The organism is Rubellimicrobium roseum (genome assembly GCF_006152145.1).
Classification (GTDB): Bacteria; Pseudomonadota; Alphaproteobacteria; order Rhodobacterales; family Rhodobacteraceae; genus Rubellimicrobium; species Rubellimicrobium roseum.
Genome location: NZ_VDFV01000003.1, coordinates 121,451 through 142,691, shown reverse-complemented (window position 1 = coordinate 142,691; position 21,241 = coordinate 121,451). Strand labels below are relative to the sequence as shown.

At 71.9% G+C, this 21,241-nt stretch carries 21 protein-coding genes; 15 read left to right on the top strand and 6 right to left on the bottom strand.

What is annotated here, in order from left to right; all coding sequences use genetic code 11:
- Nucleotides 1-40: 40 nt before the first annotated feature.
- Complete coding sequence (locus tag FHG71_RS04720; protein ID WP_139080466.1) at nucleotides 41-2,254, bottom strand: OmpA family protein; 2,214 nt, start codon at nucleotides 2,252-2,254, stop codon at nucleotides 41-43.
- Between the two features lie 163 nt (nucleotides 2,255-2,417).
- Nucleotides 2,418-2,864, bottom strand: a complete 447-nt coding sequence (locus FHG71_RS04715; RefSeq protein ID WP_139080465.1) for a peptidase S1 — start codon at nucleotides 2,862-2,864, stop codon at nucleotides 2,418-2,420.
- A gap of 165 nt (nucleotides 2,865-3,029) precedes the next feature.
- Here FHG71_RS04715 and FHG71_RS04710 point away from each other — a divergent pair, with 165 nt between their 5' ends.
- Nucleotides 3,030-4,265, top strand: coding sequence for an acyl-CoA dehydrogenase (locus FHG71_RS04710; protein WP_139080464.1), 1,236 nt, complete (start codon nucleotides 3,030-3,032; stop codon nucleotides 4,263-4,265).
- A gap of 4 nt (nucleotides 4,266-4,269) precedes the next feature.
- On the opposite strand, the gene FHG71_RS23425 is transcribed toward FHG71_RS04710, so the two are convergent.
- On the bottom strand, nucleotides 4,270-5,124 hold the full coding sequence (locus FHG71_RS23425) for a class I SAM-dependent methyltransferase (RefSeq protein ID WP_176559291.1): 855 nt from the start codon (nucleotides 5,122-5,124) through the stop codon (nucleotides 4,270-4,272).
- A 29-nt stretch (nucleotides 5,125-5,153) separates the two neighbouring features.
- Entirely contained in the window at nucleotides 5,154-5,762 is a 609-nt protein-coding gene (locus FHG71_RS23420; protein WP_218014035.1) for a hypothetical protein, read from the bottom strand.
- Nucleotides 5,763-5,905: 143 nt separating this feature from the next.
- On the opposite strand from FHG71_RS23420, the gene pyrC reads away from it, so the two are divergent.
- Nucleotides 5,906-6,958, top strand: coding sequence for a dihydroorotase (pyrC, locus tag FHG71_RS04700; protein WP_139080462.1), 1,053 nt, complete (start codon nucleotides 5,906-5,908; stop codon nucleotides 6,956-6,958).
- Here the strand turns inward: pyrC and FHG71_RS04695 are convergent.
- A complete protein-coding gene (locus FHG71_RS04695; RefSeq protein ID WP_139080461.1) occupies nucleotides 6,955-8,550 on the bottom strand; it encodes a winged helix-turn-helix domain-containing protein in 1,596 nt (531 codons plus the stop codon). The genes pyrC and FHG71_RS04695 overlap by 4 nt on opposite strands.
- 126 nt (nucleotides 8,551-8,676) lie before the next feature.
- Here FHG71_RS04695 and FHG71_RS04690 point away from each other — a divergent pair, with 126 nt between their 5' ends.
- The 4 genes from FHG71_RS04690 to FHG71_RS04675 all read left to right on the top strand — a co-directional run bounded on the left by FHG71_RS04690 (nucleotide 8,677) and on the right by FHG71_RS04675 (nucleotide 12,193).
- Nucleotides 8,677-9,147, top strand: coding sequence for a hypothetical protein (locus tag FHG71_RS04690; RefSeq protein ID WP_139080460.1), 471 nt, complete (start codon nucleotides 8,677-8,679; stop codon nucleotides 9,145-9,147).
- 66 nt (nucleotides 9,148-9,213) lie between these two features.
- On the top strand, nucleotides 9,214-9,882 hold the full coding sequence (locus tag FHG71_RS04685) for an orotate phosphoribosyltransferase (protein ID WP_139080459.1): 669 nt from the start codon (nucleotides 9,214-9,216) through the stop codon (nucleotides 9,880-9,882).
- A 444-nt stretch (nucleotides 9,883-10,326) separates the two neighbouring features.
- Entirely contained in the window at nucleotides 10,327-11,817 is a 1,491-nt protein-coding gene (locus FHG71_RS04680; RefSeq protein ID WP_139080458.1) for a replicative DNA helicase, read from the top strand.
- Nucleotides 11,818-11,974: 157 nt separating this feature from the next.
- Nucleotides 11,975-12,193 carry a hypothetical protein gene (locus tag FHG71_RS04675; protein WP_139080457.1) on the top strand — a complete coding sequence of 73 codons (219 nt, stop codon included), beginning with the start codon at nucleotides 11,975-11,977 and terminating at the stop codon, nucleotides 12,191-12,193.
- A gap of 10 nt (nucleotides 12,194-12,203) precedes the next feature.
- On the opposite strand, the gene FHG71_RS04670 is transcribed toward FHG71_RS04675, so the two are convergent.
- Nucleotides 12,204-12,734, bottom strand: coding sequence for a YcnI family copper-binding membrane protein (locus FHG71_RS04670; RefSeq protein WP_139080456.1), 531 nt, complete (start codon nucleotides 12,732-12,734; stop codon nucleotides 12,204-12,206).
- A gap of 159 nt (nucleotides 12,735-12,893) precedes the next feature.
- Between FHG71_RS04670 and alr the strand changes: the two genes are divergently transcribed.
- The 9 genes from alr to FHG71_RS04625 all read left to right on the top strand — a co-directional run bounded on the left by alr (nucleotide 12,894) and on the right by FHG71_RS04625 (nucleotide 21,224).
- A complete protein-coding gene (alr, locus tag FHG71_RS04665) occupies nucleotides 12,894-13,928 on the top strand; it encodes an alanine racemase (protein WP_139080455.1) in 1,035 nt (344 codons plus the stop codon).
- The gene (locus FHG71_RS04660; RefSeq protein ID WP_176559289.1) at nucleotides 13,925-14,704 is read left to right on the top strand and encodes an MlaE family ABC transporter permease; all 780 of its coding nucleotides are present in this window, start codon (nucleotides 13,925-13,927) and stop codon (nucleotides 14,702-14,704) included. Before alr ends, FHG71_RS04660 begins: the two co-directional genes overlap by 4 nt.
- Complete coding sequence (locus FHG71_RS04655) at nucleotides 14,701-15,441, top strand: ABC transporter ATP-binding protein (RefSeq protein ID WP_139080454.1); 741 nt, start codon at nucleotides 14,701-14,703, stop codon at nucleotides 15,439-15,441. The genes FHG71_RS04660 and FHG71_RS04655 overlap by 4 nt, the downstream gene beginning before the upstream one ends.
- Before the next feature lie 157 nt (nucleotides 15,442-15,598).
- Nucleotides 15,599-16,375 (top strand): DNA repair protein, encoded by a 777-nt coding sequence (locus tag FHG71_RS04650; protein ID WP_176559288.1) that lies wholly within the window; start codon nucleotides 15,599-15,601, stop codon nucleotides 16,373-16,375.
- A gap of 54 nt (nucleotides 16,376-16,429) precedes the next feature.
- Nucleotides 16,430-17,785 (top strand): DNA repair protein RadA, encoded by a 1,356-nt coding sequence (gene radA / locus FHG71_RS04645; RefSeq protein ID WP_139080453.1) that lies wholly within the window; start codon nucleotides 16,430-16,432, stop codon nucleotides 17,783-17,785.
- Between the two features lie 20 nt (nucleotides 17,786-17,805).
- Nucleotides 17,806-18,366, top strand: coding sequence for a CvpA family protein (locus FHG71_RS04640; RefSeq protein ID WP_139080452.1), 561 nt, complete (start codon nucleotides 17,806-17,808; stop codon nucleotides 18,364-18,366).
- A gap of 124 nt (nucleotides 18,367-18,490) precedes the next feature.
- Complete coding sequence (gene purF, locus FHG71_RS04635; protein WP_139080451.1) at nucleotides 18,491-19,963, top strand: amidophosphoribosyltransferase; 1,473 nt, start codon at nucleotides 18,491-18,493, stop codon at nucleotides 19,961-19,963.
- Between the two features lie 203 nt (nucleotides 19,964-20,166).
- Nucleotides 20,167-20,517, top strand: coding sequence for a hypothetical protein (locus tag FHG71_RS04630; protein WP_139080450.1), 351 nt, complete (start codon nucleotides 20,167-20,169; stop codon nucleotides 20,515-20,517).
- A 68-nt stretch (nucleotides 20,518-20,585) separates the two neighbouring features.
- Complete coding sequence (locus tag FHG71_RS04625) at nucleotides 20,586-21,224, top strand: SDR family NAD(P)-dependent oxidoreductase (protein WP_139080449.1); 639 nt, start codon at nucleotides 20,586-20,588, stop codon at nucleotides 21,222-21,224.
- Nucleotides 21,225-21,241: the final 17 nt, after the last annotated feature.

Genomic DNA, 21,241 nt, shown 5'->3' with positions numbered 1-21,241 from the left:
CGCGACCGCGACCCCCCTTCCCGTCCCTCGCTCCGCGGCCCTACTCGGCCGAGGCCACGTCCAGCAGCGGCGTGATCCGGCGGATCGTGGCGCGGCGGTTCTCCTCCTCGTCGGACTCGGTCCGCACCTTCAGGAACTCCTCGCCGTAGCCCTGCACCACCAGGTTCTCGGGCGGGATATCGAAGTTCTCGGTCAGCGCCAGCGCGACCGACTCGGCCCGCCGGTCCGACAGAGCGAGGTTGAGCGCGTCGCCGCCCACCGCGTCGGTGTGGCCCTCGATCAGGAAGACCTCGCCGGGATTCTCGTCCAGCGCGTCCTCGATCAGGATGCCCATCTCCACGAGGTTCGACAGCTGCGTCCCCGGAATGGCCGCCGATCCGCTGGGGAAGTTCACCTCCAGGTCCACGGCCGGCATCAGGTTCCGCACCGCCGAGATCTCGCGCACCTGCCGCAGCGAGAAGTCGCGGCCGGGGTCGTATTCCGGCTCCTCCTCCAGCAGCGCCCGCAGCTCGGCCACGTCGAGCCCGGCCGATTCCACCACCACCGGCGCGGGGGCCTCGTCGATCAGCGCCCGCACGTCCACGGGCGGGACCTCGCGCAGGTCGTCGATCAGCGGGACCTGAGTGCCGTCGGGCAGCACCCGCGCCCGGCGCAGGACGACCCCGTTCGCGTCCCGGATGGTCACGACCTGCGTGCCGTCGCCGCGGTCCACGAAGGTCCGGGTGGACCCGTCCGAGAAGGTCTCGGTCCGCACGTCCGAGCCCGGCTGGTAGAGGATCGCGTCGTCGTTGCGGTAGACGTCGTAGCCGCCCGTGGTCGGATTGCGCGTCACCACCCGGTCGCCCGAGTTCGTCACCACCTCGTCGCCGTTGTTGAGGAACGAGCCCACCGCCGCGGCGCCCAGCCCCAGAAGGAGCGCGCGCTCCAGGGTGCTCAGGCCACCGTCGTCCTCGTCGTCGCCGCTCACGTCGGTGGCGAAGTCCTCGGTCGCGGTGCGGACATCCGCCTCGCCGATGCTCAGCTCCTCGACGTTGGCCTCCTCCTCGGCAGCGCCCGCCTCGGCGGCCAGCGCCGCCTCGAGCCGCTGGCGCGTCTCCTCCAGCTCCGCCTCGGCCGCCTCGCGGGCCTCGATGGCTTCGGCCTCCCGCTGAGCGGCATCCTCCAGAGCGGCGGCCGCCTCGGCGTCGGCCTCGGCGCGGGCGCGAGCGCGGGCCTCGGCCCGGCGGGCGGCGCGGGCCTCCGTGTCGGCCTCGGCCTCCGCCTCTGCCTCGGCGCGGGCGCGCGCCTCCTCCTCGGCCAGAGCCTCCTGCGCGGCCTCGCGCTCGGCGCGGGCGCGGGCGCGGCGCTCCTCGCGGCGCTGGGCCCGGGTTCCTTCCTCGGCCTGCGCCTCGGCTTCGGCTTCGGCGCGGGCCTCGTCTTCGGCCTGGGCACGCGCCTCTTCCTCGGCACGGGCCTGCTCTTCAGCCTCCGCAGCTGCGCGGGCCTCCTCCTCGGCTTCGGCTTCGGCCTGGGCCCGCGCCTCTTCCTCGGCACGGGCCTCCTCTTCGGCCTCCGCAGCCGCGCGGGCCTCCTCCTCGGCTTCGGCTTCGGCCTGGGCACGCGCCTCTTCCTCGGCCCGAGCCTCTTCCTCGGCCTCCGCGCGGGCCTGCTCCTCGGCCTCCGCGGCGGCCCGCGATTCCTCCTCGGCCCGCGCCTCCTCTTCGGCCTGCCGCCGCGCTTCCTCTTCGGCCTCGGCCTGCGCCCGAGCCTCTTCTTCCGCCGCGCGCTCCTCCTCGCGGGCCCGCTCCTCGGCCCGGCGGCCCTCTTCGCGCTCCTGCTCCTCGGCCGCGCGCCGCTCCTCGCGGGTGCGCTCCTCGGACCGGCGCTCCTCTTCGCGGGCCTGCTCCTCGGCCCGGCGCTCTTCCTCGCGCGCCTGCTCCTCGGCCCGGCGCTCCTCGCGACGGGCCCGGCGCTCCTCTTCGCGGCCCTCGCCGCCGCCCTCCTCCCGGGCGCGCTCCCCCTCGCCGCCGCCTCCCTCCCGGGCGCGCCCCTCCTCGCCGCCGCCACCGTTGGCGCGGCTGAGGCTGCCATCCTCGTTCACGATGAAGCGGCTGCCGCGGCGGGGCTCGCCGTCCGGACAGGGGGGCTCGGACTGGTCGCGGCACAGCCGCACCGTTTCCTGCGCCTGGGCCTCGGAGACGAGGCCGCCTTGCGGCACCAGCAGCGCCAGCGTGGCGACCAGCGCCGTGGTGGCGCGGATGGGTCGTGACGTCATCGGTATTTCCTCCGGCGGACGGCGCCCGTCCCCCGGACGGGGCGGGCGCGGGGTCCGCGATCAACGCATGCTGGCGGATCTGGTTTCCGCCCGGAGGTTAGGCAATAACATCCGCCCCGCAGGCCATAACCCCGGGGCAGAGCCGGCCGCGGAGGCCGGCACCTCAGCGCTCCGTGATGACGAGCTGGCCGGGGATGCCGCTGTGGCCGCCGTAGGAGCCGATCCAGATGTCGTAGAGCCCCTGCTGCGGGCTGCGGAACGTGATCGCTGCCGGGTCGTCGCTGTAGTACCACTCGCCGTCCGGCGCGTTGATGAGCAGCACCGTGTCCGACCCCGAGTTGACCGAGATCGTCAGCGCCGACGAGTTGCCCGACCAGTAGAGGTCGAAGTCGGGCTTGGACGCGACCGACCCGCCCCAGCCGTTGGACCCGAAGCACCCGGCCAGGTCGTAGCGCCCCCCGGCGGTGATGTTGCGCACATAGGGGTCGGGCATGAACCCCGCCGAGAGGTCGATCTGGCCGAAGGAGGGACTGGCCTCCCAGTTGGGGCAGGCCAGGGCCGGCGCGGCGGCCAGGACGGACAGGGCGGCGGCAGCGAAAAGAACCTTCATGACAATCTCCGAACGATGCGGGTGCAGAACGCTAAATGCTGGAATGCCACGGCTTTTCGGCTTTTCCGTGACGCCTGTCAGGTGGGGAATACCCGACCGCCGCCCCGCCATTGCGCCTCGCGACGCGCCGCCCTACCTTGCGCCCGCAGGACGGAGGAGACGCCCATGAACGAGACCACGCGCATCGCCCCCCCGACCGAGGCGGCGGGCCACGGGCCCGGCCTTTCCTCCTTCGACTGGGCCGACCCCCTGCGGCTGGAGGACCAGCTCTCCGAGGACGAGCGGATGCTCCGCGACGCCGCGCGGCAGTTCGCGGAACAGCGCCTCGCCCCCCGCGTCCAGCAGGCCTACCACGAGGAGACCGCCGACCCCGGCATCTTCCACGAGATGGGCGAGGCCGGGCTCCTGGGCGTCACCATCCCCGAGGAGCACGGCGGCCTGGGAGCGGGCTACGTCTCCTACGGGCTCGTCGCGCGCGAGGTGGAGCGGGTCGACTCGGGCTACCGCTCCATGATGTCCGTGCAGTCCAGCCTCGTGATGTATCCGATCCATGCCTACGGCTCGCCCGAGCATCACGCGAAGTACCTCCCCGGCCTCGCCGCCGGCACCCTCATCGGCTGCTTCGGCCTGACCGAGCCCGACGCCGGGTCCGACCCCGCCGGGATGCGCACGGTCGCGCGCAAGACCGAGGGCGGCTACCTTCTCAACGGCTCCAAGACCTGGATCTCCAACGCTCCCCTCGCCGACGTCTTCGTCGTCTGGGCCAAGTCCGAGGCGCATGGCGGCAAGATCCGCGGCTTCGTGCTGGACAAGGGCGCCAAGGGCCTGTCCGCCCCCAAGATCGGTGGCAAGCTGTCCCTGCGCGCCTCCGTCACCGGCATGATCGTGATGGAGGACGTGGAGGTGCCCGAATCCGCCCTTCTTCCGAACGTCGAAGGGCTCAAGGGCCCCTTCGGCTGCCTCAACCGCGCGCGCTACGGCATCTCGTGGGGCGTGATGGGCGCGGCGGAGTCCTGCTGGCACACGGCGCGCGCCTATGGGCTCGACCGCAAGCAGTTCGGCAAGCCGCTCGCCGCTAACCAGCTCTTCCAAAAGAAGCTCGCGGACATGCAGACCGAGATCGCGCTGGGCCTCCAGGGCGCCCTCGCCCTCGGCCGGATGCTGGAGGCCGGCACCGCCAGCCCCGAAGGCATCTCCCTCATGAAGCGCAACAATTGCGGCAAGGCGCTCGACGTGGCCCGCGCCGCGCGGGACATGCTGGGCGGCAACGGCATCTCGGACGCCTTCCCGGTCATGCGCCACATGATCAACCTGGAGACGGTCAACACCTACGAGGGCACGCACGACGTCCACGCCCTCATCCTGGGCCGCGCCCAGACCGGGCTCCAGGCCTTCCAGTGACCCCCTACCGCCGGGCCTCGAAGACGTGGACGAGGGCCGGCACCCGCAGCCCCCGCGCGGTCGCGAAGGGCGCGTAGGCGGCCTCCAGCTCGGCCCGGATCGCCGCGCGCTCCTCCTCGCCCGCGCCCGCTTCGCGCAGGCGCGCCGCCGCCGGCCCCAGGCCGGTCGCCAGCACCGCCGCCTCGGCCGGCCCGCCCGGAGGCCAGAGGTCCACCGGCAGCGCCTCGGAGCCCACCTCCTCGAAGCCCGCGTGCGCGAGCCGCGCCTCGACCCGCGCCCGGTCGGCGAAGGCGAAGGGCCCCGGCGCGTCCTCCGGCCCCGTGGCCTCGGGCGGCCCCAGCTGCCGCACCGCCGCCGCGCGGGCGAGCGCGAAGAAGGGATTCTGCCCCACCGGCCCCCAGCCCATCAGCAGGACCCGTCCCCCGTGCCTGAGCGCGCCGCGCAGGTTGGCGAAGGCTGCGACCGGGTCCGCGAAGAACATCGCCCCGAACTGCGACATCACGAGGTCGAAGGTCCCGGGCGGCAGCCGCGCGTCCTGCGCGTCCTCAAGCTGGAAGCCCACCTGCGGCAGCCCCGCCACGCGCCGCCGCGCCTCGGCCTCGGCCAGCAGCGGCTCCGAGATGTCGAGCCCCAGCACGAAGCCCCGCGGCCCGACCCGCCGCCCGATCTGCAGCGCCAGCGCCCCGGCGCCGCAGCCCACCTCCAGCACCTGCATCCCCGGCCCGAGCCCGGCCTGCGCCAGAAGCCGGGCCGAGACCTCGGCCAGCATCGCCTCCAGCGCCGTGCCGTACTGGAGCCAGCGCTGCCCCACGTCGCCGTTCCAGATCCCCGCCTGTTCCTCGTTCCCGTCCCCGGCCACGCGTCCTCCCCCCGGCTGTGGTCCCCGCCCTATTTCCGCGCCGGCGCCAGCCGCACCGGACGCGTCTCCCGCAGCGCGCTCCCGTCGAACCGGTTCGAGCGGATCACCGCGGCCCCCAGGTCGATCAGGTAATCGTAGCGCAACGTCAGCCCCCCGGCCTTGCCCCAGTCGTAGCGCAGCTCGGCCGCGACCGTCCGGTAGGAGCAGCCCCCGATCTCCAGCGGCTCTCCTTCGAGGAAGCGGACGGTGGCGATCTCGGCGCGCTCCTGCCCGTCGGCGAAGCGGTTGGTGGTGCGTCCCGACCAGACGATCCCGGGCGCGGGTGGCGGCAGGGTCAGCGGGTCCTGCGGATAGAGCACCTCGAGCCGCGTGCCGGGCACGGGCGCCCCGTCCTCGTCCAGCTCCACCTCCTCGAAGAAGTAGACGCCAAAGGCCGACCGGTAGCGCATCGCCGCTCCCTCGCCCGCGCGCCGCTCCTCGACCTCGATGGCCCCATCGGCCAGGCGCCGCAGGGTGGTGCGGTCGCCGTTCTCGAAGGTCACGACCACGCCGCGCCCCAGATGATCGCCCCCGAGGCAGTCCGCCGCCGCCGGGGCGGCGGGAACGAGAAGGGCGGCCAGGGCCGAAAGCACGCGCATCACGGGGGCACCCATCGCAGGGGGATTCGGCCCCATCATGCCGCAGACGCCGCCCGCGGCCTAACGGCCCTTCCGTGGCGGCGTGGCGGCAGGATCGCCCCATCTGGTCCCTTTCCCCGCCTCGTGCTAGGCCCGAACCCATCATGCCGCACCGCTCCTGGACCCGCCTCACCCTCCGCCGCCCCGACGACTGGCACCTGCACCTGCGCGATGGGGCCATGCTCCGGGCCGTGCTGCCGCACACGGCGCGCGACTTCGCCCGCGCCATCGTCATGCCGAACCTCGTGCCCCCGGTGGTCACCGCCGCGCAGGCCGCCGCCTACCGCGACCGCATCCTCGCCGCGCTGCCCGAAGGCCTGCGGTTCGAGCCGCTGATGACGCTCTATCTCACCGAGGCGACCGACCCCGACGACGTGGCCCATGCCTTCCTGTCGGGCGTCGCCCATGCGGTGAAGCTCTATCCGGCGGGCGCCACGACCAACAGCCACGCCGGCGTCCGCGATCTCGACAAGGTGCGCCCGGTGCTGGAGCGCATGGCCGAGATCGGGATGCCGCTCTGCCTGCACGGCGAGGTGACGGACTCCGAGGTCGACATCTTCGACCGCGAGGCGGTGTTCATCGACCGGGTGCTCAAGCCCCTCCGCCGCCGCATCCCCGACCTGCGCCTCGTGCTCGAACACGTCACCACCCAGGACGGCGTGGACTTCGTGCGCGACCAGCCCAAGAACGTGGCGGCGACGATCACCACCCACCACCTCGTCATCAACCGCAACGCCATCCTCGCGGGGGGCATCCGGCCGCACTACTACTGCCTTCCCGTCGCCAAGCGCGAGACGCACCGCATCGCGCTGGTGCAGGCGGCCGTGTCGGGCGACAGGCGCTTCTTCCTGGGCACCGACTCCGCGCCGCACCTCGACGCGGCCAAGCTCCAGCCCTGCGGCTGCGCGGGCTGCTTCACCGCGCCGGTGACGATGTCCATCCTGGCCGAGGTCTTCGAGGCCGCCGAGGCGCTCGACCAGCTCGAAGCCTTCGCCTCGCTCAACGGCCCGCGCTTCTACGGCCTGCCTCCCAACGAGGAGCGGATCACGCTCGTCCGGGGCGAGCCCTGGTCTCCGCCCGCCGCCGTCGCCACCGACGAGGGCCCCGTGACCGTCTTCGATCCGGGCTTCCCGCTCCACTGGCAGGTCGGGTCCTAGTTCCAGGCCAGCCCCCTTCGGCCCGAAAGGACCCCCGCGCGCCGCGCGCCTTCCACGAACGGCGCCCAGGCCGGGTCGGCCACGAAATCCGGCGTGCCGTAATAGAGCCCCAGCCGGCGGAAGCTGGTCTGCGCGGCGAAGTCCGCAAAGGCCGCCCGGCTCGCCACGAGGTCGCCCGCCAGCGCCTCGGCCGCGCCCCGGACGGCCAGGGCCTCGGGGACGGGGGGCGCGGCGCGGGCGGCCCTCCGCGCCAGCTCCAGCTCGCCCGCGAGCAGCGCCGCGAGCGCGAGCCCGACCTGGAAGTAGCCCGGCGGAGCGGGATGCAGCTCCATCGCCCGCCGCGCCCAGTCGAGCCCCGGCCCGTCCGCCCAGGGGTAGGTCCAGGCGGCGACGGTCAGCACGTCGGGGTTGTTGGGCGCCAGCTCCACCGCCCGCTCCAGCGCCGCCCGCGCCTCGGCCCGCCGCCCCTGCCCCACGCGCGCCGAGGCAAGCTGCACCAGGGCGTCCGGGTCCTCGGGGTCGAGCGCCACCGCCCGCTCGGCGGCCACCCGCGCCTCGTCGAGCAGCGCCCGCGCCTCGGCCTCGGTGGGGGCGCCCAGGACCTGGAACATGAGCACGATGGCCAGCGAGACATGAGCCTTCACGAAGCCCGGATCGGCGGCGATCGCCTGCCGGAAATGGCCCACGGCCTCGACATAGCCTTCCGGGGTGAAGCGGTGCTTGGCCTCCGCGCCCCTGAGGTACAGCTCGTAGGCCCCCAGGTCGCGCGTCCCCCCGCCCACCATCTCCGCCCGCGCGATCAGCCCGGTCCAGGTCCCGTCCATCTGCCCGCCCACCCGGCGCAGGATCTCGTCCTGCACGGCGAAGACGCTCTCGGCCGGACCCGTCCACCGATCCGACCACAGCACCCGCCCCTCGGCCTCGTCCGTCAGGCGGGCCACGATGCGCAGCGCACCCGCTTCGGCCGTCAGCGTGCCGTCCAGGCGGTAGCGCGCCTCGGCCTCGGGCGCGGCGACCACGACGTTGCCGCCCCGCGACAGGTCGGCGGCCAGGTCCGCCGCGATCCCACGCCCCAGCCGCTCCCAGCGCGGGTCGCCCGACAGGTCCTCGAAGGGCATCACGGCCAGCGTGGGCAGCGTGCCGCCGCGACCGCCCCAGGACCAGCCCAGTGTCCCGACCGCCACCAGCGCCGCCAGAGCCGCCCCTCCGATCCACGCCGGGCGGGCCCGCTTCGGGGCCGACGCGGCGACGACCGGGGCCGCCTCCGGCGCGGGAGGCGGCTGGAGCGGCTCGGGATCGGGAACGCTGGGCGGCACCAGCCGGTAGCCGCGCTTGGGCACCGTCTGGACCACCCTGTGCCCCCGGTCGCCGATGGCGCGGCGGATATCGGCCACGCACTGGGTCAGGCTGTCGTCGGTGACATGGACCGCGCCCCAGACGGCCGCGAAGATCTCGTCCTTGCTCACCACCTGGCCCGGCCGCCCGGCCAGCACCAGCAGGACCTTCAGCGACTGCGCCCGCAGCGGCACCGGGGCCCCCGCCGCGTTCCGCAGGTTTCCCCTTTCGTCCAGAACAACGCCACCCAGGTCCATCACACGACCCCCCGGCGGCGATTGTATCCAAATTCAGAACAGTCTCGTCAAAATTTTTGCCCTCGGTGGGGACGAAACACCGACCTTGGTCGTAGTTCCGCCAAGCTGCCTGCGATGGAACCCCCCATGGACCTGCTCCTCGACGCCCTCCTGGCCTGGATCGAGGCCGAGACCGACTACGAGACCGCCGACCTGCCCCGCCCCACCCTCGTCCTCATGCGCCCCCCGGACCTGACGCGCGAATACTACTCGGCCGCGCCGCAGCTCCTGCCTTCGGACGGCGTGGACGACCGCCTCCTCGCGCTCTACTCGGCCGAGGACGGCGCCCACGGCACGATCTACGTCCTCTCACCCGAGTACGTCACGGACGCCGAGCACTGGGAGGACCCGGCCGAGAACCCGATCTTCCGCGAGATCGTGCTCCACGAGCTGATCCACCACATCCAGTGGCAGACCGGCGCCGCCGCGACCTGGCCCTGCCCCGCGCATGGCGAAACCGAAGCCTATCTTCTGGGCGGCCGCTACCTGCGCGAGACGCGGACCGACGACCCGATCCCCAACCGCACCTTCTGGGCCCACGCCTATTCGATCTGCTGACGCCGGGGCCTTCCGTCCCCCGTCCATCCGTCATATGCGGCCCCGACCCAACGCCCCGGAGCCGCCATGATCCCCACGAGCTTCCCCCCGCGCGAGGAGATCGCGCGCCTGTCCGCCGCCATGCTGCTGGAGGCCAAGGCCGTCCACTTCAACGCGCGCGAGCCCTTCACCCACGCCTCGGGCCGCAAGGCGCCCACCTACATCGACTGCCGCCGCCTGATCTCCTTCCCCCGCATCCGGTCGGCGCTGATGGACTTCCTGTGCGTGACGGTGATGCGCGAGGCGGGGCTGGAGGCCTTCGACAACATCGCGGGCGGCGAAACGGCGGGCATCCCCTTCGCCGCCATGGTCGCGGACCGCATGGCGCTGCCCATGACCTACGTGCGCAAGAAGCCCAAGGGCTACGGCAGGAACGCCCGGATCGAGGGCGTGATGACCGAGGGCCAGCGGGTCCTCCTCGTCGAGGACCTCGCCACCGACGGCGGCTCCAAGCTCAGCTTCGTGCAGGCCATCCGCGACACCGGGGCCACCTGCGCCCATACGGCGGTCATCTTCGCCTATGGCATCTTCCCCGAGATGCACGAGCGCCTCGCCGCCGAGGGCGTGCGGCTCCATTCGCTCTGCACCTGGTGGGATGTGCTGGCCGAGGCCCGCCGCCGGGAGGCCTTCGACGCCGAGACGCTGGCCGCCGTCGAGGCCTACCTCCACGACCCGGAGGGCTGGGCCCCGGCCTGACGCTCCAGGGGGGTGTTGCGCGAAGCGGGGGAGGACCGTTCGGTGGTGTGAGGATCTGTTAACCCTCGCCTGCCAGTCTGGCCCTCGCGACGGGTGCCGACGACACAGGCCGTCCCCCGCGCCCCCGGTGCCCGGCCCTTCAGGGCCGATGAGAACCGCCCGCCGGGTGCCATGCTCCTTGAGGACCGGGACGGGGTCCGCTGGTGCCATGCCAGCCGCCGCGCGTCGTGGACGCGCCCCCTGCGCCCGGACTGGCACCCCCGGCGCAGCGCCGGAAACCGTCCGCCCCGTGCCCCCAGACGCGGCGGAAACGCTCCGGCCCCCTGTTGTCCACAGGCCCCGCCGAACGATCCACAGAGCCTCCCACAGGATTCGTCGTTTGTCCCTATGACGGCGGCGGCGTAAGACCTAGAAAAACAGAATGCGAACACGAGGCTCCGAGTCATGACCGAGATCGCGCCCTTCCGGCCGCGCCCGCTGCCGTCCGAGCCGCCCGTCCAGGAGGCGATGCCCCACAGCATCGAGGCCGAGCAGCAGATCCTGGGCGCGATCCTCACGAACAACGACATCTTCGACCGCATCTCGGCGATCATCGGGCCCGAGCACTTCTACGATCCCGTCCACGCCCGGATCTTCGAGGTCGCCAAGTCGCGCATCCTCAAGAACGCGCTGGCCTCGCCCGTCACGCTCAAGGCCTTCCTGGAGAACGACGAGGGGCTGAAGGAACTGGGCGGCCCCGCCTACCTCGCCCGCCTTGCCGGGGCGGCGATCTCGGGCTTCGCGGCCCGCGACTACGCCCAGCTCCTCTACGACCTCGCCATCCGGCGCGAGCTGATCCGCCTGGGCAAGGACATCGCCGACAAGGCGGCGCAGGTCGACGTGGACAGCCCCCCGGCCGAGCAGATCATCCAGGCCGAATCGGCGCTCTACAAGATGGCCGAGCAGGGCAAGTCCGAGACGGGCTTCCAGTCCTTCCTCCGCGCCGTCACCGACGCCGTCCAATCCGCGAACGCCGCCTACCAGCGCGACGGGGGTCTCGCGGGCATCTCCACAGGCCTCATCGACCTCGACAAGAAGCTGGGCGGCCTGCACAAGTCCGACCTCCTGATCCTCGCGGGCCGCCCCTCCATGGGCAAGACCTCGCTCGCGACGAACATCGCCTTCAACATCGCCAAGGCCTACAAGCGCGGCCGCCTCCCCGACGGCTCCGAAGGCACGGTGAACGGCGGCATCGTCGGCTTCTACTCGCTGGAAATGTCGGCCGAGCAGCTCGCCGCCCGCGTCCTCTCCGAAGCCTCCGAGGTCCCGTCCGAGCAGATCCGCCGCGGCGACATGACCGAGGCCGAGTTCCGCCGCTTCGTCGAGGCCGCCAAGGACCTGGAGGCCTGCCCGCTCTTCATCGACGACACGCCCGCGATCCCGATCAACCAGCTCGCCGCCCGCGCCCGCCGCCTCAAGCGGACCCACGGGCTCGACGTGCTGATGGTCGACTACCTCCAGCTCATCCGTCCCGCGACCGCCAAGGACAGCCGCGTGAACGAGGTGTCCGAGATCACGCAGGGCCTCAAGGCCATCGCCAAGGAGCTCGACGTTCCCGTGGTCGCCCTCTCGCAGCTCTCCCGTCAGGTCGAGAACCGCGAGGACAAGCGGCCCCAGCTTTCGGACCTCCGCGAATCGGGCTCGATCGAGCAGGACGCCGACGTGGTGATGTTCGTGTTCCGCGAGGAATACTACAAGGAGCGCGAGAAACCCGGCGAGCACGAGCTGGAGAAGATGGCCACCTGGCAGGAGGAGATGGAGCGCCTGCACGGCAAGGCCGAGGTCGTCATCGGCAAGCAGCGCCACGGCCCCATCGGCACCGTGGAACTCAGCTTCGAGGGCCGCTTCACCCGCTTCGGCAACCTCGTGAAGCCCTGGCAGGGCGAGGAGCGATAGGTCGCCAAGCCACCTGCGGAACAGTGCGGGGCGCTGTTCCCAGTTTCGGGCGCCCGATGGCATAGGCGGGCCGGAACGACGGCCGGCAGGCGCCTCCGCGGGAACGTCTCCCCCGCTCGCCGGTTGATCCCGGCAGTCCCCGGACAGGAGCGAACCCATGACCGAACGTCCCACCCCGCCCCGGACCCCGCCCGCGCGGCGCCCCGCCGTCGCCAACGCCGACGTCCCGTCCGAGACGTTCGCGCAGGGTCTGCCGGACGTGGGCGAAGGGGCCTCGGCTGCCCATTTCGCGCGCGACGCGGTGCCGGGCCAGGCCGGAGAGGGCGAGAAGCAGGGCGTCGACCCCGACCTCGACCCGCTCGACCCCAGGGTCTAGGCCACCTCCCTCAGTGCCCGTGATGCGCGGCCGGGACCAGCGTCAGGGTCGGCGCCGGGAACTCCAAGTCGTGCGGGTCCTGTCCCTCGGCAGGCACCTCGACCCAGCGGTTCGCCGCCTCGCCGCAGTCCTGCACGACCGGGAACACGAGCACCGTGCCGGCCTCTCCCTCGGGCAGGGTGCCGCGGATCACGAACTCGTCGTACCAGGCATCCTCCAGCACGCCGCCGCTCCAGACCACCTCGCGCACGCCCTCGGTCACGGTCTCCCCGTGCAGCACCGCCGGCTTGGCATAGGGCGCGACCACCGTTTCCAGCGTCCAGCCGGGCTTGGGCATCGGATGCACGTTGATGACGCCATCGGGGATCCGCACCCGGATCGCCGTGGTGGCCGCGCCCTCGCAGCCGTGGCCCACGCGAAGCACGCCCTTGTAGGTGCTGCCGGCCGCCGCCTCGGGAACCTCGAACGTGATGTGCGCAGCGGCCGGGGCGGCGAGCGCGGCGAAGAGGGCGCCCGCGAGCGCCAGGGTCTTGGTCGTCATGGTGATCTCCGTAAGCGGCCCGACCGGGCCCGCAGGGGCGGGGAACGAGTTCCGGTCCGTCCCTTAGCGCGCACCCTTGCCTGCGGATTTGCTCCCGCGCAACCTCGGCGCAAGCCCGGCCCCTTGCCGCGCCGCGCCTCTCCTGCCATGAGGCGGGCCATGGGCACCGGGCGTCTTTCCATCGATCTTTCCGCCATCGTCGCCAACTGGCAGGCGCTGGCTTCCCTCGCGCGCACCCCCGCGGCGCCGGTCGTCAAGGCCGACGCCTATGGGCTGGGGGTGGGCCCCGTCGCCCGCGCGCTGGCCGCCGCCGGCGCCCGGCAGTTCTTCGTGGCCTATGCCGAGGAAGGCTTCGCGCTCCGCCGCGCCCTGGGCCCCGGCCCAGAGATCTTCGTGCTGTCCGGCCACATGGCGGGCGACGCCCGGCTCGTGGCCGAATGCGGGCTCACGCCGGTGGTCAACTCGGTTGACCAACTCATGCGGCATCTCGAATCGGTGCCCGGCCAGCCCTTCGGCCTCCAGCTCGACACTGGCATGAACCGGCTGGGCATGGAATGGAACGAATGGGCCGCGGTGGCCGAGATCGCGCTCTCGCAGAACCCCGTCCTGCTGATGAGCCACCTCGCCTGCGCCGACGAGCCCGACCACCCGATGAACGCCTACCAGCTCGACCTCTTCCGGCAGATGACCGACGGGCTGAACGTGCCACGCTCGCTGTCGGCCACGGGGGGCATCCTGCTCGGCCCCGACTACCACTTCGACCTCGTGCGCCCCGGCATCGGCCTCTACGGCGGCCTGCCCTTCGAGCACGCGCGCCCCGTGGCGACGCTCGACCTGCCGGTGATCCAGGTCCGCGACCTCCAGGCCGGCGAGGTCGCAGGCTACGGCAACGCCTGGCAGGCGCAGCGGCCCTCGCGGCTGGCCACCGTCTCGGCGGGCTACGCCGACGGGCTCCTGCGCTCGCTGTCGCACAAGGTCACGCTCTGGCACGGCGACACGCCCTGCCCCGCCGTGGGGCGGGTCTCGATGGACCTCATCATCGTCGACGTGACCGACCTGCCCGAGGACCCGGAGCATCTGTCGATCCTCGGGCCGCATCAGACCATCGACCAGCTCGCGGATGCGGCGGGGACCATCGGCTACGAGGTGCTGACGTCGCTCGGCACCCGCTACGCCCGCAGCCACCGCGAATGATCCTGACGGCCCTCGCGCGGCTCGGCGCCTGGACGCTGGGCCTTCTCGCCGGGATCGGCCGCTTCGCCGCCTTCACCGCCGAGACGGTCAGCCACGCCGTCCGGCCTCCCTTCCACGGGCGCGAGATCGGGCTCGCGCTCCTTCAGGTCGGCTGGCTGTCGCTCCCCGTGGTGGGCCTCACGGCGCTCTTCACCGGCGGCGCCCTGGCGCTTCAGATCTACGCGGGCGGCAACCGCTTCGGGGCCGAGGCGGTGGTCCCCCAGATCGTCGCCATCGGCATGGTGCGGGAACTGGGCCCGGTCCTCGTGGGCCTGATGATCGCCGCGCGCGTGACCTCCTCCATCGCCGCCGAGATCGCCACCATGAAGGTGACCGAGCAGATCGACGCGCTCGTGACGCTCTCGACGCACCCGATGAAGTACCTCGTCCTGCCGCGCGTCCTCGCCGGGCTCGTCTCGGTGCCGCTCCTCGTGGCGGTGGGCGACGTCATCGGCATCCTGGGCGGCTGGTTCGTCGCGACGGAACGGCTGGGCTTCGTGTCCACCCCGTACCTGCGCAACACCATCAACTTCCTCGAACCGCTCGACATCCTGTCCTCGCTGGCCAAGGGCGCCGTCTTCGGCTTCCTCGCGGCGCTCATGGGCTGCTGGTTCGGCATGACCTCGGGCCGCGGCGCGATGGGCGTGGGCCGGGCCACGAAAAGCGCCGTGGTCGCCGCCGCCGTGGCGATCCTCGCGGCCAACCTGATCCTGACCGAGGCGTTCTTCTCCGCATGATCGAACTCAGGGGCCTGCGCAAAGCCTTCGGCGCGAACACCGTCCTCGACGGCATCGACCTCGACGTGGGGCGCGGCGAATCGCTGGTGGTCATCGGCGGCTCGGGCACCGGCAAGTCGGTCCTGCTCAAGTGCATCCTGGGCCTCGTCACCCCGGACGCGGGCACCATCCGCCTCGACGGCCAGGACACGCGCGAGATGCCGCGCGACGCTTTTCTGGCCCGCTTCGGGATGCTCTTCCAGGGCGGCGCGCTCTTCGATTCGCTGCCCGTCTGGCAGAACGTGGCCTTCCGCCACCTCAAGGACGGCCTGTCCCGCCCCGAGGCCCGCGCCCGCGCCGTGGACAGCCTCGCCCGCGTGGGCCTGCCCGAGCGCACCGCCGATCTCTATCCCGCCGAACTGTCGGGCGGCATGCAGAAGCGGGCGGCGCTCGCCCGCGCCATCGCCGCGAGCCCCCAAGTCATCTTCTTCGACGAGCCGACGGCGGGCCTCGACCCGATCATGGCCGGCGTCATCAACCGCCTCATCCGCGAGGCCGTGACCGACCTCGGCGCCACCGCCGTCACGATCACCCACGACATGACCACCGTGCACGCGGTGGCCGACCGGGTCGGGCTCCTCCACGGCGGTCACCTGCGCTGGATGGGTCCGGCGGCCGAGCTGGACCGCAGCGGCGACCCCTACGTGGAGCAGTTCATCCACGGCCGCGCCCAAGGCCCCATCGCCACGCTCCGCTGATCGTGAATGCCGAAAAGTTGGCCTAATCTTTTGGCCAATCCCGTGGTATTGTTTCCTGGCGCTGAGGAACCACAGCCAGCGCCCGGCCATTGAAATTGCGAATGCGGCGCACGCAGCCGGTAATCAATGGTTTCGGATCAGGAAAGGGAGGGCGTCGATGCAATTCCGCGCCACCGTGAATCACGTCGTGCGGATCCTGCACGTGATCGCGCTTTACGTCGTGGGCGCCGCAGCAGCGGCGATGGTGGTCGTGACGCTCCTATCGGCCCTGGGCATCTTGCCCTGGCTGCGACTGGAGGCGGGCTTCGGCGAAACGGCCTTTCCCCAAGCCGGCATGGCGCTTCAGATCGGCCTGACCGTCCTTCTCGTGATGATCGCCGCGTTCTTCCCGTCCTCGCTCCGCGTCCTGTCGCTGGAGCGCAGCCACCGCGACTTCCGCCTGACGATGGAGGACGTCTCGCTGGCCTATCACGCCGCCCATGTCGCCGACCGAAAGGGTGTGTTCACGCTCAGCTCGGAATTCGATCAGGTCCGCGAGCGGATCGACTACCTGCGCGAACATCCCGATCTCAAGCTTCTCGAAGCCGACATCCTGACAATGGCCGCGCAGATGTCGCAGCAATCGCATCGGCTGGCCGAGATCTACAACGACGAGAAGGTCGCCCGCGCCAAGTCCTTCCTTGCCCAGCGGCAGCAGGAGGCCGAGGAGCAGCAGAAGCGCATCGGCGAGGCGCTGGTGATCTGCCGCGAGCTCATGCGCTGGACCTCGCAGGTCGAGTTGGAGGAAGCCACCGTCGCGAGCCAAATCCAGCAACTGGAGGAGCAGCTCCGCCGCGTGCTGCCCTCGCTGGGCCAGGACCTCGACCGCGACGGCGCCGCCATCGACCGGCGGGCCAACGTCTTCCCGATGGGCCAGCGCCCCGCCGCCGAATGACGTGATCCCCCACGGCTTGCGCCCCCGCGCGCCATGGCCCACATCGGGGGCATCATGGCGCGCGAACAAGTCTTTTCCTGCACGGTCTGCGGGGCCACGCAGTCCAAGTGGTCGGGGCGTTGCGACGCCTGCGGCTCGTGGAACACCATCGTCGAGGACAGCCCCTTGGCCACCGGGCCCGGAAAGGCGCTCAAGCGCGGCGCGGCCCTCACTCTCACGGACCTCGCCACAGCCGAGGCACCCCCGCCCCGGACCGAGGCCGGCGTGGCCGAACTCGACCGCGTCCTGGGCGGCGGCCTCGTGGCGGCCTCGGCCATCCTCGTGGGCGGCGATCCCGGCATCGGCAAGTCCACTCTCCTCCTTCAGGCCGCCGCGCGCTTCGCCCGCAACGGCCTCAAGGTCGTCTATGTCACCGGCGAGGAATCGGCGGGCCAGGTCCAGATGCGCGCCCAGCGGCTGGGGCTTACCGAAAGCCCCGTGAAGCTCGCCGCCGCGACGGCGCTCCGCGACATCCTCTCGACGCTCGAATCCGAGCAGCCGCAGCTCGCCATCATCGATTCGATCCAGACCATGTGGCTCGACACCGTCGAATCGGCGCCCGGCTCCGTCTCCCAGGTCCGCGCCGCCGCGCACGAGCTGACCTCCTTCGCCAAGCGGCGCGGCATCGCGGTGGTCATGGTCGGCCACGTCACCAAGGAAGGCGCGATCGCCGGCCCCCGCGTGGTCGAGCACATGGTGGACACGGTGCTCTACTTCGAGGGCGACCGCGGCCACCAGTTCCGCATCCTGCGCGCCGTCAAGAACCGCTTCGGCCCCGCTGACGAGATCGGCGTCTTCGAAATGACCGGCAAGGGCCTGATCGAGGTGAAGAACCCCTCGGCGCTCTTCCTCGCCGACCGGGGCGCGCCGGTTCCTGGCTCGGTGGTCTTCGGCGGCATCGAGGGAACCCGGCCCATCCTGTGCGAGATCCAGGCCCTCGTCGCCCCCGCCGCGCCGGGCCAGACGCGCCGCTCGGTCGTGGGCTGGGACGGCGGGCGCCTCGCCATGATCCTTGCCGTGCTCGACGCCCGCGCGGGCCTCAGCTTCGCCGGCCTCGACGTGTATCTCAACGTCGCGGGCGGCCTGCGCATCACCGAGCCCGCCGCCGATCTGGCCGTGGCCATGGCGCTGGTCTCCGCCCAGGCGCAGCGGCCGCTCGACCCGCAGGCGGTCGTCTTCGGCGAGATCAGCCTGTCCGGGGGGCTCCGTTCGGTCACCCAGACCGAAAACCGGTTGAAGGAAGCGCAGAAACTTGGTTTCACGGCGGCCATCCTGCCGACGCTGGCCAAGCGTGCGGCCAGCACCGGGCTTGCCTTGAAGGAGATGCCCGATCTGGCCGCCGCCGTGACCGGTCATCTCGGCGAGACCTGAGACACAGGGCACGGGGACGCATGGAAGGTTTCACCATCATCGACGGCATTGTCGCGATCGTCATCGTGGTTTCGGCGCTCCTGGCCTACAGCCGCGGCCTCGTGCGCGAGATGCTGGCCATCGCCGGCTGGATCGGGGCCACGATCCTGGCCTTCATCTTCGCCGACCGGGCGCAGCCGCTCGTCCGCCAGATCCCCATGCTGGGCGACTTCATCGGCGATTCCTGCGAGCTGTCGATCATCGCCGCCTTCGCCGCCGTCTTCGCGGTGGCGCTCGTGCTCTTCTCGATCTTCACGCCGCTCTTCTCCTCGGTCGTGCAGCGCTCTGCCCTGGGCGGGCTCGACCAGGGCCTGGGCTTCCTGTTCGGGGTGTTCCGGGGCGTCCTGCTGATCGCGGTCGCCTTCTTCATCTACGACACGGTCCTTTCGGCCGAGCCCATCCCCATGGTCGAGAACAGCCGCGCCAGCGCCGTCTTCGCCCGGCTCACCGGCCAGATCGAGCAGCAGGACCCGCAGGCGGCCCTGGGCTGGATCACCACCCAATACGAGGAACTGGTCGGCAGCTGCGCCACCCCGGCCTGAGGCCTGCTGCGGCGACACGTTCCCGTGCCCAGCGCTCGGACCTCTGTTACAGGCCCGTGACACCCCCACGCCATTCGGCTATCCGGGCGCCGCACGCCCCCGCCGCCGCCACGGAGCCCGAACCATGGCCGAGAAGGTCCATTACGCCCATCCCTTCGACGACGACAAGCTGCGCGAGGAATGCGGCGTCTTCGGCGTCATCGGGGTCGCCGACGCGGCGAACTTCGTGGCCCTGGGGCTCCACGCCCTGCAGCACCGCGGGCAGGAGGCCGGGGGCATCGTCACCTTCGACCCCGAGGGCGGTTTCCACCAGGCCCGCCGCATGGGCTACGTTCGGGACAACTTCACTTCGCGCGAGGTGATGGACACGCTGCCGGGCTCGCTCGGCATCGGCCACGTCCGCTACTCGACTAGCGGTGACAAGGGCCCGGCGGTGATCCGCAACGTCCAGCCCTTCTTCGGCGAGTTCGCCATCGGCGGCGCGGCCATCGCCCACAACGGCAACCTGACCAACGCCGTCGCGCTCCGACGCGAACTGATCGAGCGCGGGTCGATCTTCCAGTCCTCCTCGGACACGGAATGCATCATCCACCTGATGGCCCGCTCCATGGGCCGCACGCTGGTGGACCGCATGGAGGACGCGCTGCGCAAGGTGGAGGGCGCCTTCTCGGTCGTCGCCATGACCCGGACCAAGCTGGTGGGCTGCCGCGACCCCCTGGGCATCCGCCCGCTCGTCGTGGGCCGCCTGGGCGGGGGTTGGGTCCTCGCCTCCGAAACCTGCGCGCTCGACATCGTGGGGGCCGAGTTCCTGCGCGAAATCGAGCCCGGCGAGATGGTCGTCATCTCGGCCGAGAAGGGGCTCGAAAGCTTCTTCCCCTTCCGCCCACGCAAGTCGCGCTTCTGCATCTTTGAGCACGTCTACTTCTCGCGTCCCGACAGCCTGATCGGCGGCCGATCGGTCTACGAAACGCGCGAGGCCATCGGCAAGGAGCTGGCGCGCGAGGCGCCGGTGGACGCCGACCTCGTCTGCCCGGTCCCGGACTCGGGCACCCCGGCCGCCATCGGCTACGCGCAGGAGTCGGGCATCCCCTTCGGCATGGGGATCATCCGCAACCAGTACATGGGCCGCACCTTCATCGAGCCCACGGACCAGATCCGCAACATGGGCGTGCGGCTCAAGCTCAACGTCAACCGGGCGCTGATCCGCGGCAAGCGGGTGATCCTGGTGGACGACTCGGTCGTGCGCGGCACCACCTCGCGCAAGATCAAGGAGATGATCCTCGATGCCGGCGCGCGCGAGGTCCATTTCCGCATCGCCTCCCCGCCCACGGCCTGGCCCTGCTTCTACGGCGTGGACACGCCCAACCGCGAGAAGCTCCTGGCCGCCAACATGAGCGAGGAGGAGATGCGCTCCCACCTGGGCGTCGACTCAATCAAGTTCATCTCGCTCGACGGCCTCTACCGTGCCGTGGGTGAGGCCGGGGGCCGCGACCCCCTCGCGCCGCGCTACTGCGACGCCTGCTTCTCGGGCGAATACCCCGTGGCCCCGGCCGACATGATGGACCAGGGCTTCGAGATGAAGACCGCCGCCGAGTAGGCCCGGTCGGGGCGACGATCGGCCACAGCCACTCTTGCGGTGGCTGGCCGAAGCCCGCTGCTCTGGTCTGCCCGGATGCGCTGCATCCTGCCTATCGATCAGGCACACGGTTTCGTCAGTTCCGCAGGACCGCCTCCGTTGCCTAGGACGCCCCTTTGAGGCGCGGCCCGAAGCTGCGCGCCCATGACAGAGGCGTTCCGAGCATGGCCGACACCTGGGACCTCCCCGAGCCCCTGCGCCCGCGCGCGCGTCCCGACGCCCTCGCGCCCGAGCCCACCCGACCGCAGGGGCGGCCCGAGAGCCTGGGCCACGTGAACTCCGACACCGAAGCCAAGGCCACGATTCCCGACCGCCTCCCGCTCGACCGGACGACGCTGATCGGCCTGTTCGGCGCTCCGGACGGCAACTCCGCCCTGCTCCGCCTCGCCTCGGGCAAGGTCGTGCGCGTTGCGGAAGGGGCGGAAGTCGACGGCGGTCGGGTCTTGGCGATCGACGAACAGGGCCTCCGCCTCCAGCGCGGCGCCGAGTCCGTCCTCCTCACTCTCCCGAGCTGAGCGCCCGCCTTGCGGGCCAGCCCCGGACGCGGCAGAAGACGGCCGCATCGTCCAGAAAGGCCCGCCCCATGCCTACCGCCCTCGTCACCGGCGCCTCGCGCGGCCTGGGCCACGCGCTCGCCCTCGCGCTCGCGCCCACGCACCACGTCGTCGCCGTCGCCCGCACCGTGGGCGCGCTCGAAGAGCTCGACGACCGGATTCAGGCTCAGGGCGGCCAGGCGACGCTCGCCCCCATGGACATCGCCGTGCCCGACGCGATGCGCCAGCTCGCCCGCTCGATCCACGACCGCTGGGGCCGGCTCGACCTCTGGGTCCACACCGCCATCCATGCGGGGCCTCTCGCCCCGGCCGGGCATCTCGCGGTCAAGGACCTCGACAAGTCCATCGCCATCAACCTGCGCGCCACCGCCGACCTGATCGGGGTCCTCTCGCCCCTCCTCGCGCCCGAGTCCCGCGCCGTCTTCTTCGACGATCCGCGCGGCGGCCAGAGGTTCTTCGGCCACTACGGGGCGACCAAGGCCGCACAGATCGCGCTCGTCCGCTCGTGGCAGGCCGAATCCGAGCGCATCGGCCCCCGCGTGCTGGTCCTCCAGCCAGAGCCCATGGCCACCGGCACCCGCGCCCGCTTCTTCCCCGGCGAGGACCGCTCGCGCCTCGCCACCCCCACGGACGAAGTCCAGCGCCTCCTGCCGCAGATCCTCGGCTGACCTCCCGCCTTGCCCGT

Bases quoted from the DNA above. Each gene is read 5' to 3' on its own strand.
- pyrC (WP_139080462.1), top strand. From the start codon at position 5,906: ATGCCGCACCGCTCCTGGACCCGCCTCACCCTCCGCCGCCCCGACGAC.
- FHG71_RS23420 (WP_218014035.1), bottom strand. From the start codon at position 5,762: ATGCGCGTGCTTTCGGCCCTGGCCGCCCTTCTCGTTCCCGCCGCCCCG.
- alr (WP_139080455.1), top strand. From the start codon at position 12,894: ATGGGCACCGGGCGTCTTTCCATCGATCTTTCCGCCATCGTCGCCAAC.
- FHG71_RS04710 (WP_139080464.1), top strand. From the start codon at position 3,030: ATGAACGAGACCACGCGCATCGCCCCCCCGACCGAGGCGGCGGGCCAC.
- FHG71_RS04675 (WP_139080457.1), top strand. From the start codon at position 11,975: ATGACCGAACGTCCCACCCCGCCCCGGACCCCGCCCGCGCGGCGCCCC.
- FHG71_RS04715 (WP_139080465.1), bottom strand. From the start codon at position 2,864: ATGAAGGTTCTTTTCGCTGCCGCCGCCCTGTCCGTCCTGGCCGCCGCG.
- FHG71_RS04660 (WP_176559289.1), top strand. From the start codon at position 13,925: ATGATCCTGACGGCCCTCGCGCGGCTCGGCGCCTGGACGCTGGGCCTT.
- FHG71_RS04655 (WP_139080454.1), top strand. From the start codon at position 14,701: ATGATCGAACTCAGGGGCCTGCGCAAAGCCTTCGGCGCGAACACCGTC.
- FHG71_RS04650 (WP_176559288.1), top strand. From the start codon at position 15,599: ATGCAATTCCGCGCCACCGTGAATCACGTCGTGCGGATCCTGCACGTG.
- FHG71_RS04695 (WP_139080461.1), bottom strand. From the start codon at position 8,550: ATGGACCTGGGTGGCGTTGTTCTGGACGAAAGGGGAAACCTGCGGAAC.
- FHG71_RS04640 (WP_139080452.1), top strand. From the start codon at position 17,806: ATGGAAGGTTTCACCATCATCGACGGCATTGTCGCGATCGTCATCGTG.
- FHG71_RS04680 (WP_139080458.1), top strand. From the start codon at position 10,327: ATGACCGAGATCGCGCCCTTCCGGCCGCGCCCGCTGCCGTCCGAGCCG.
- FHG71_RS04630 (WP_139080450.1), top strand. From the start codon at position 20,167: ATGGCCGACACCTGGGACCTCCCCGAGCCCCTGCGCCCGCGCGCGCGT.
- FHG71_RS04690 (WP_139080460.1), top strand. From the start codon at position 8,677: ATGGACCTGCTCCTCGACGCCCTCCTGGCCTGGATCGAGGCCGAGACC.
- FHG71_RS04720 (WP_139080466.1), bottom strand. From the start codon at position 2,254: ATGACGTCACGACCCATCCGCGCCACCACGGCGCTGGTCGCCACGCTG.
- FHG71_RS04670 (WP_139080456.1), bottom strand. From the start codon at position 12,734: ATGACGACCAAGACCCTGGCGCTCGCGGGCGCCCTCTTCGCCGCGCTC.
- FHG71_RS04625 (WP_139080449.1), top strand. From the start codon at position 20,586: ATGCCTACCGCCCTCGTCACCGGCGCCTCGCGCGGCCTGGGCCACGCG.
- FHG71_RS04685 (WP_139080459.1), top strand. From the start codon at position 9,214: ATGATCCCCACGAGCTTCCCCCCGCGCGAGGAGATCGCGCGCCTGTCC.
- purF (WP_139080451.1), top strand. From the start codon at position 18,491: ATGGCCGAGAAGGTCCATTACGCCCATCCCTTCGACGACGACAAGCTG.
- radA (WP_139080453.1), top strand. From the start codon at position 16,430: ATGGCGCGCGAACAAGTCTTTTCCTGCACGGTCTGCGGGGCCACGCAG.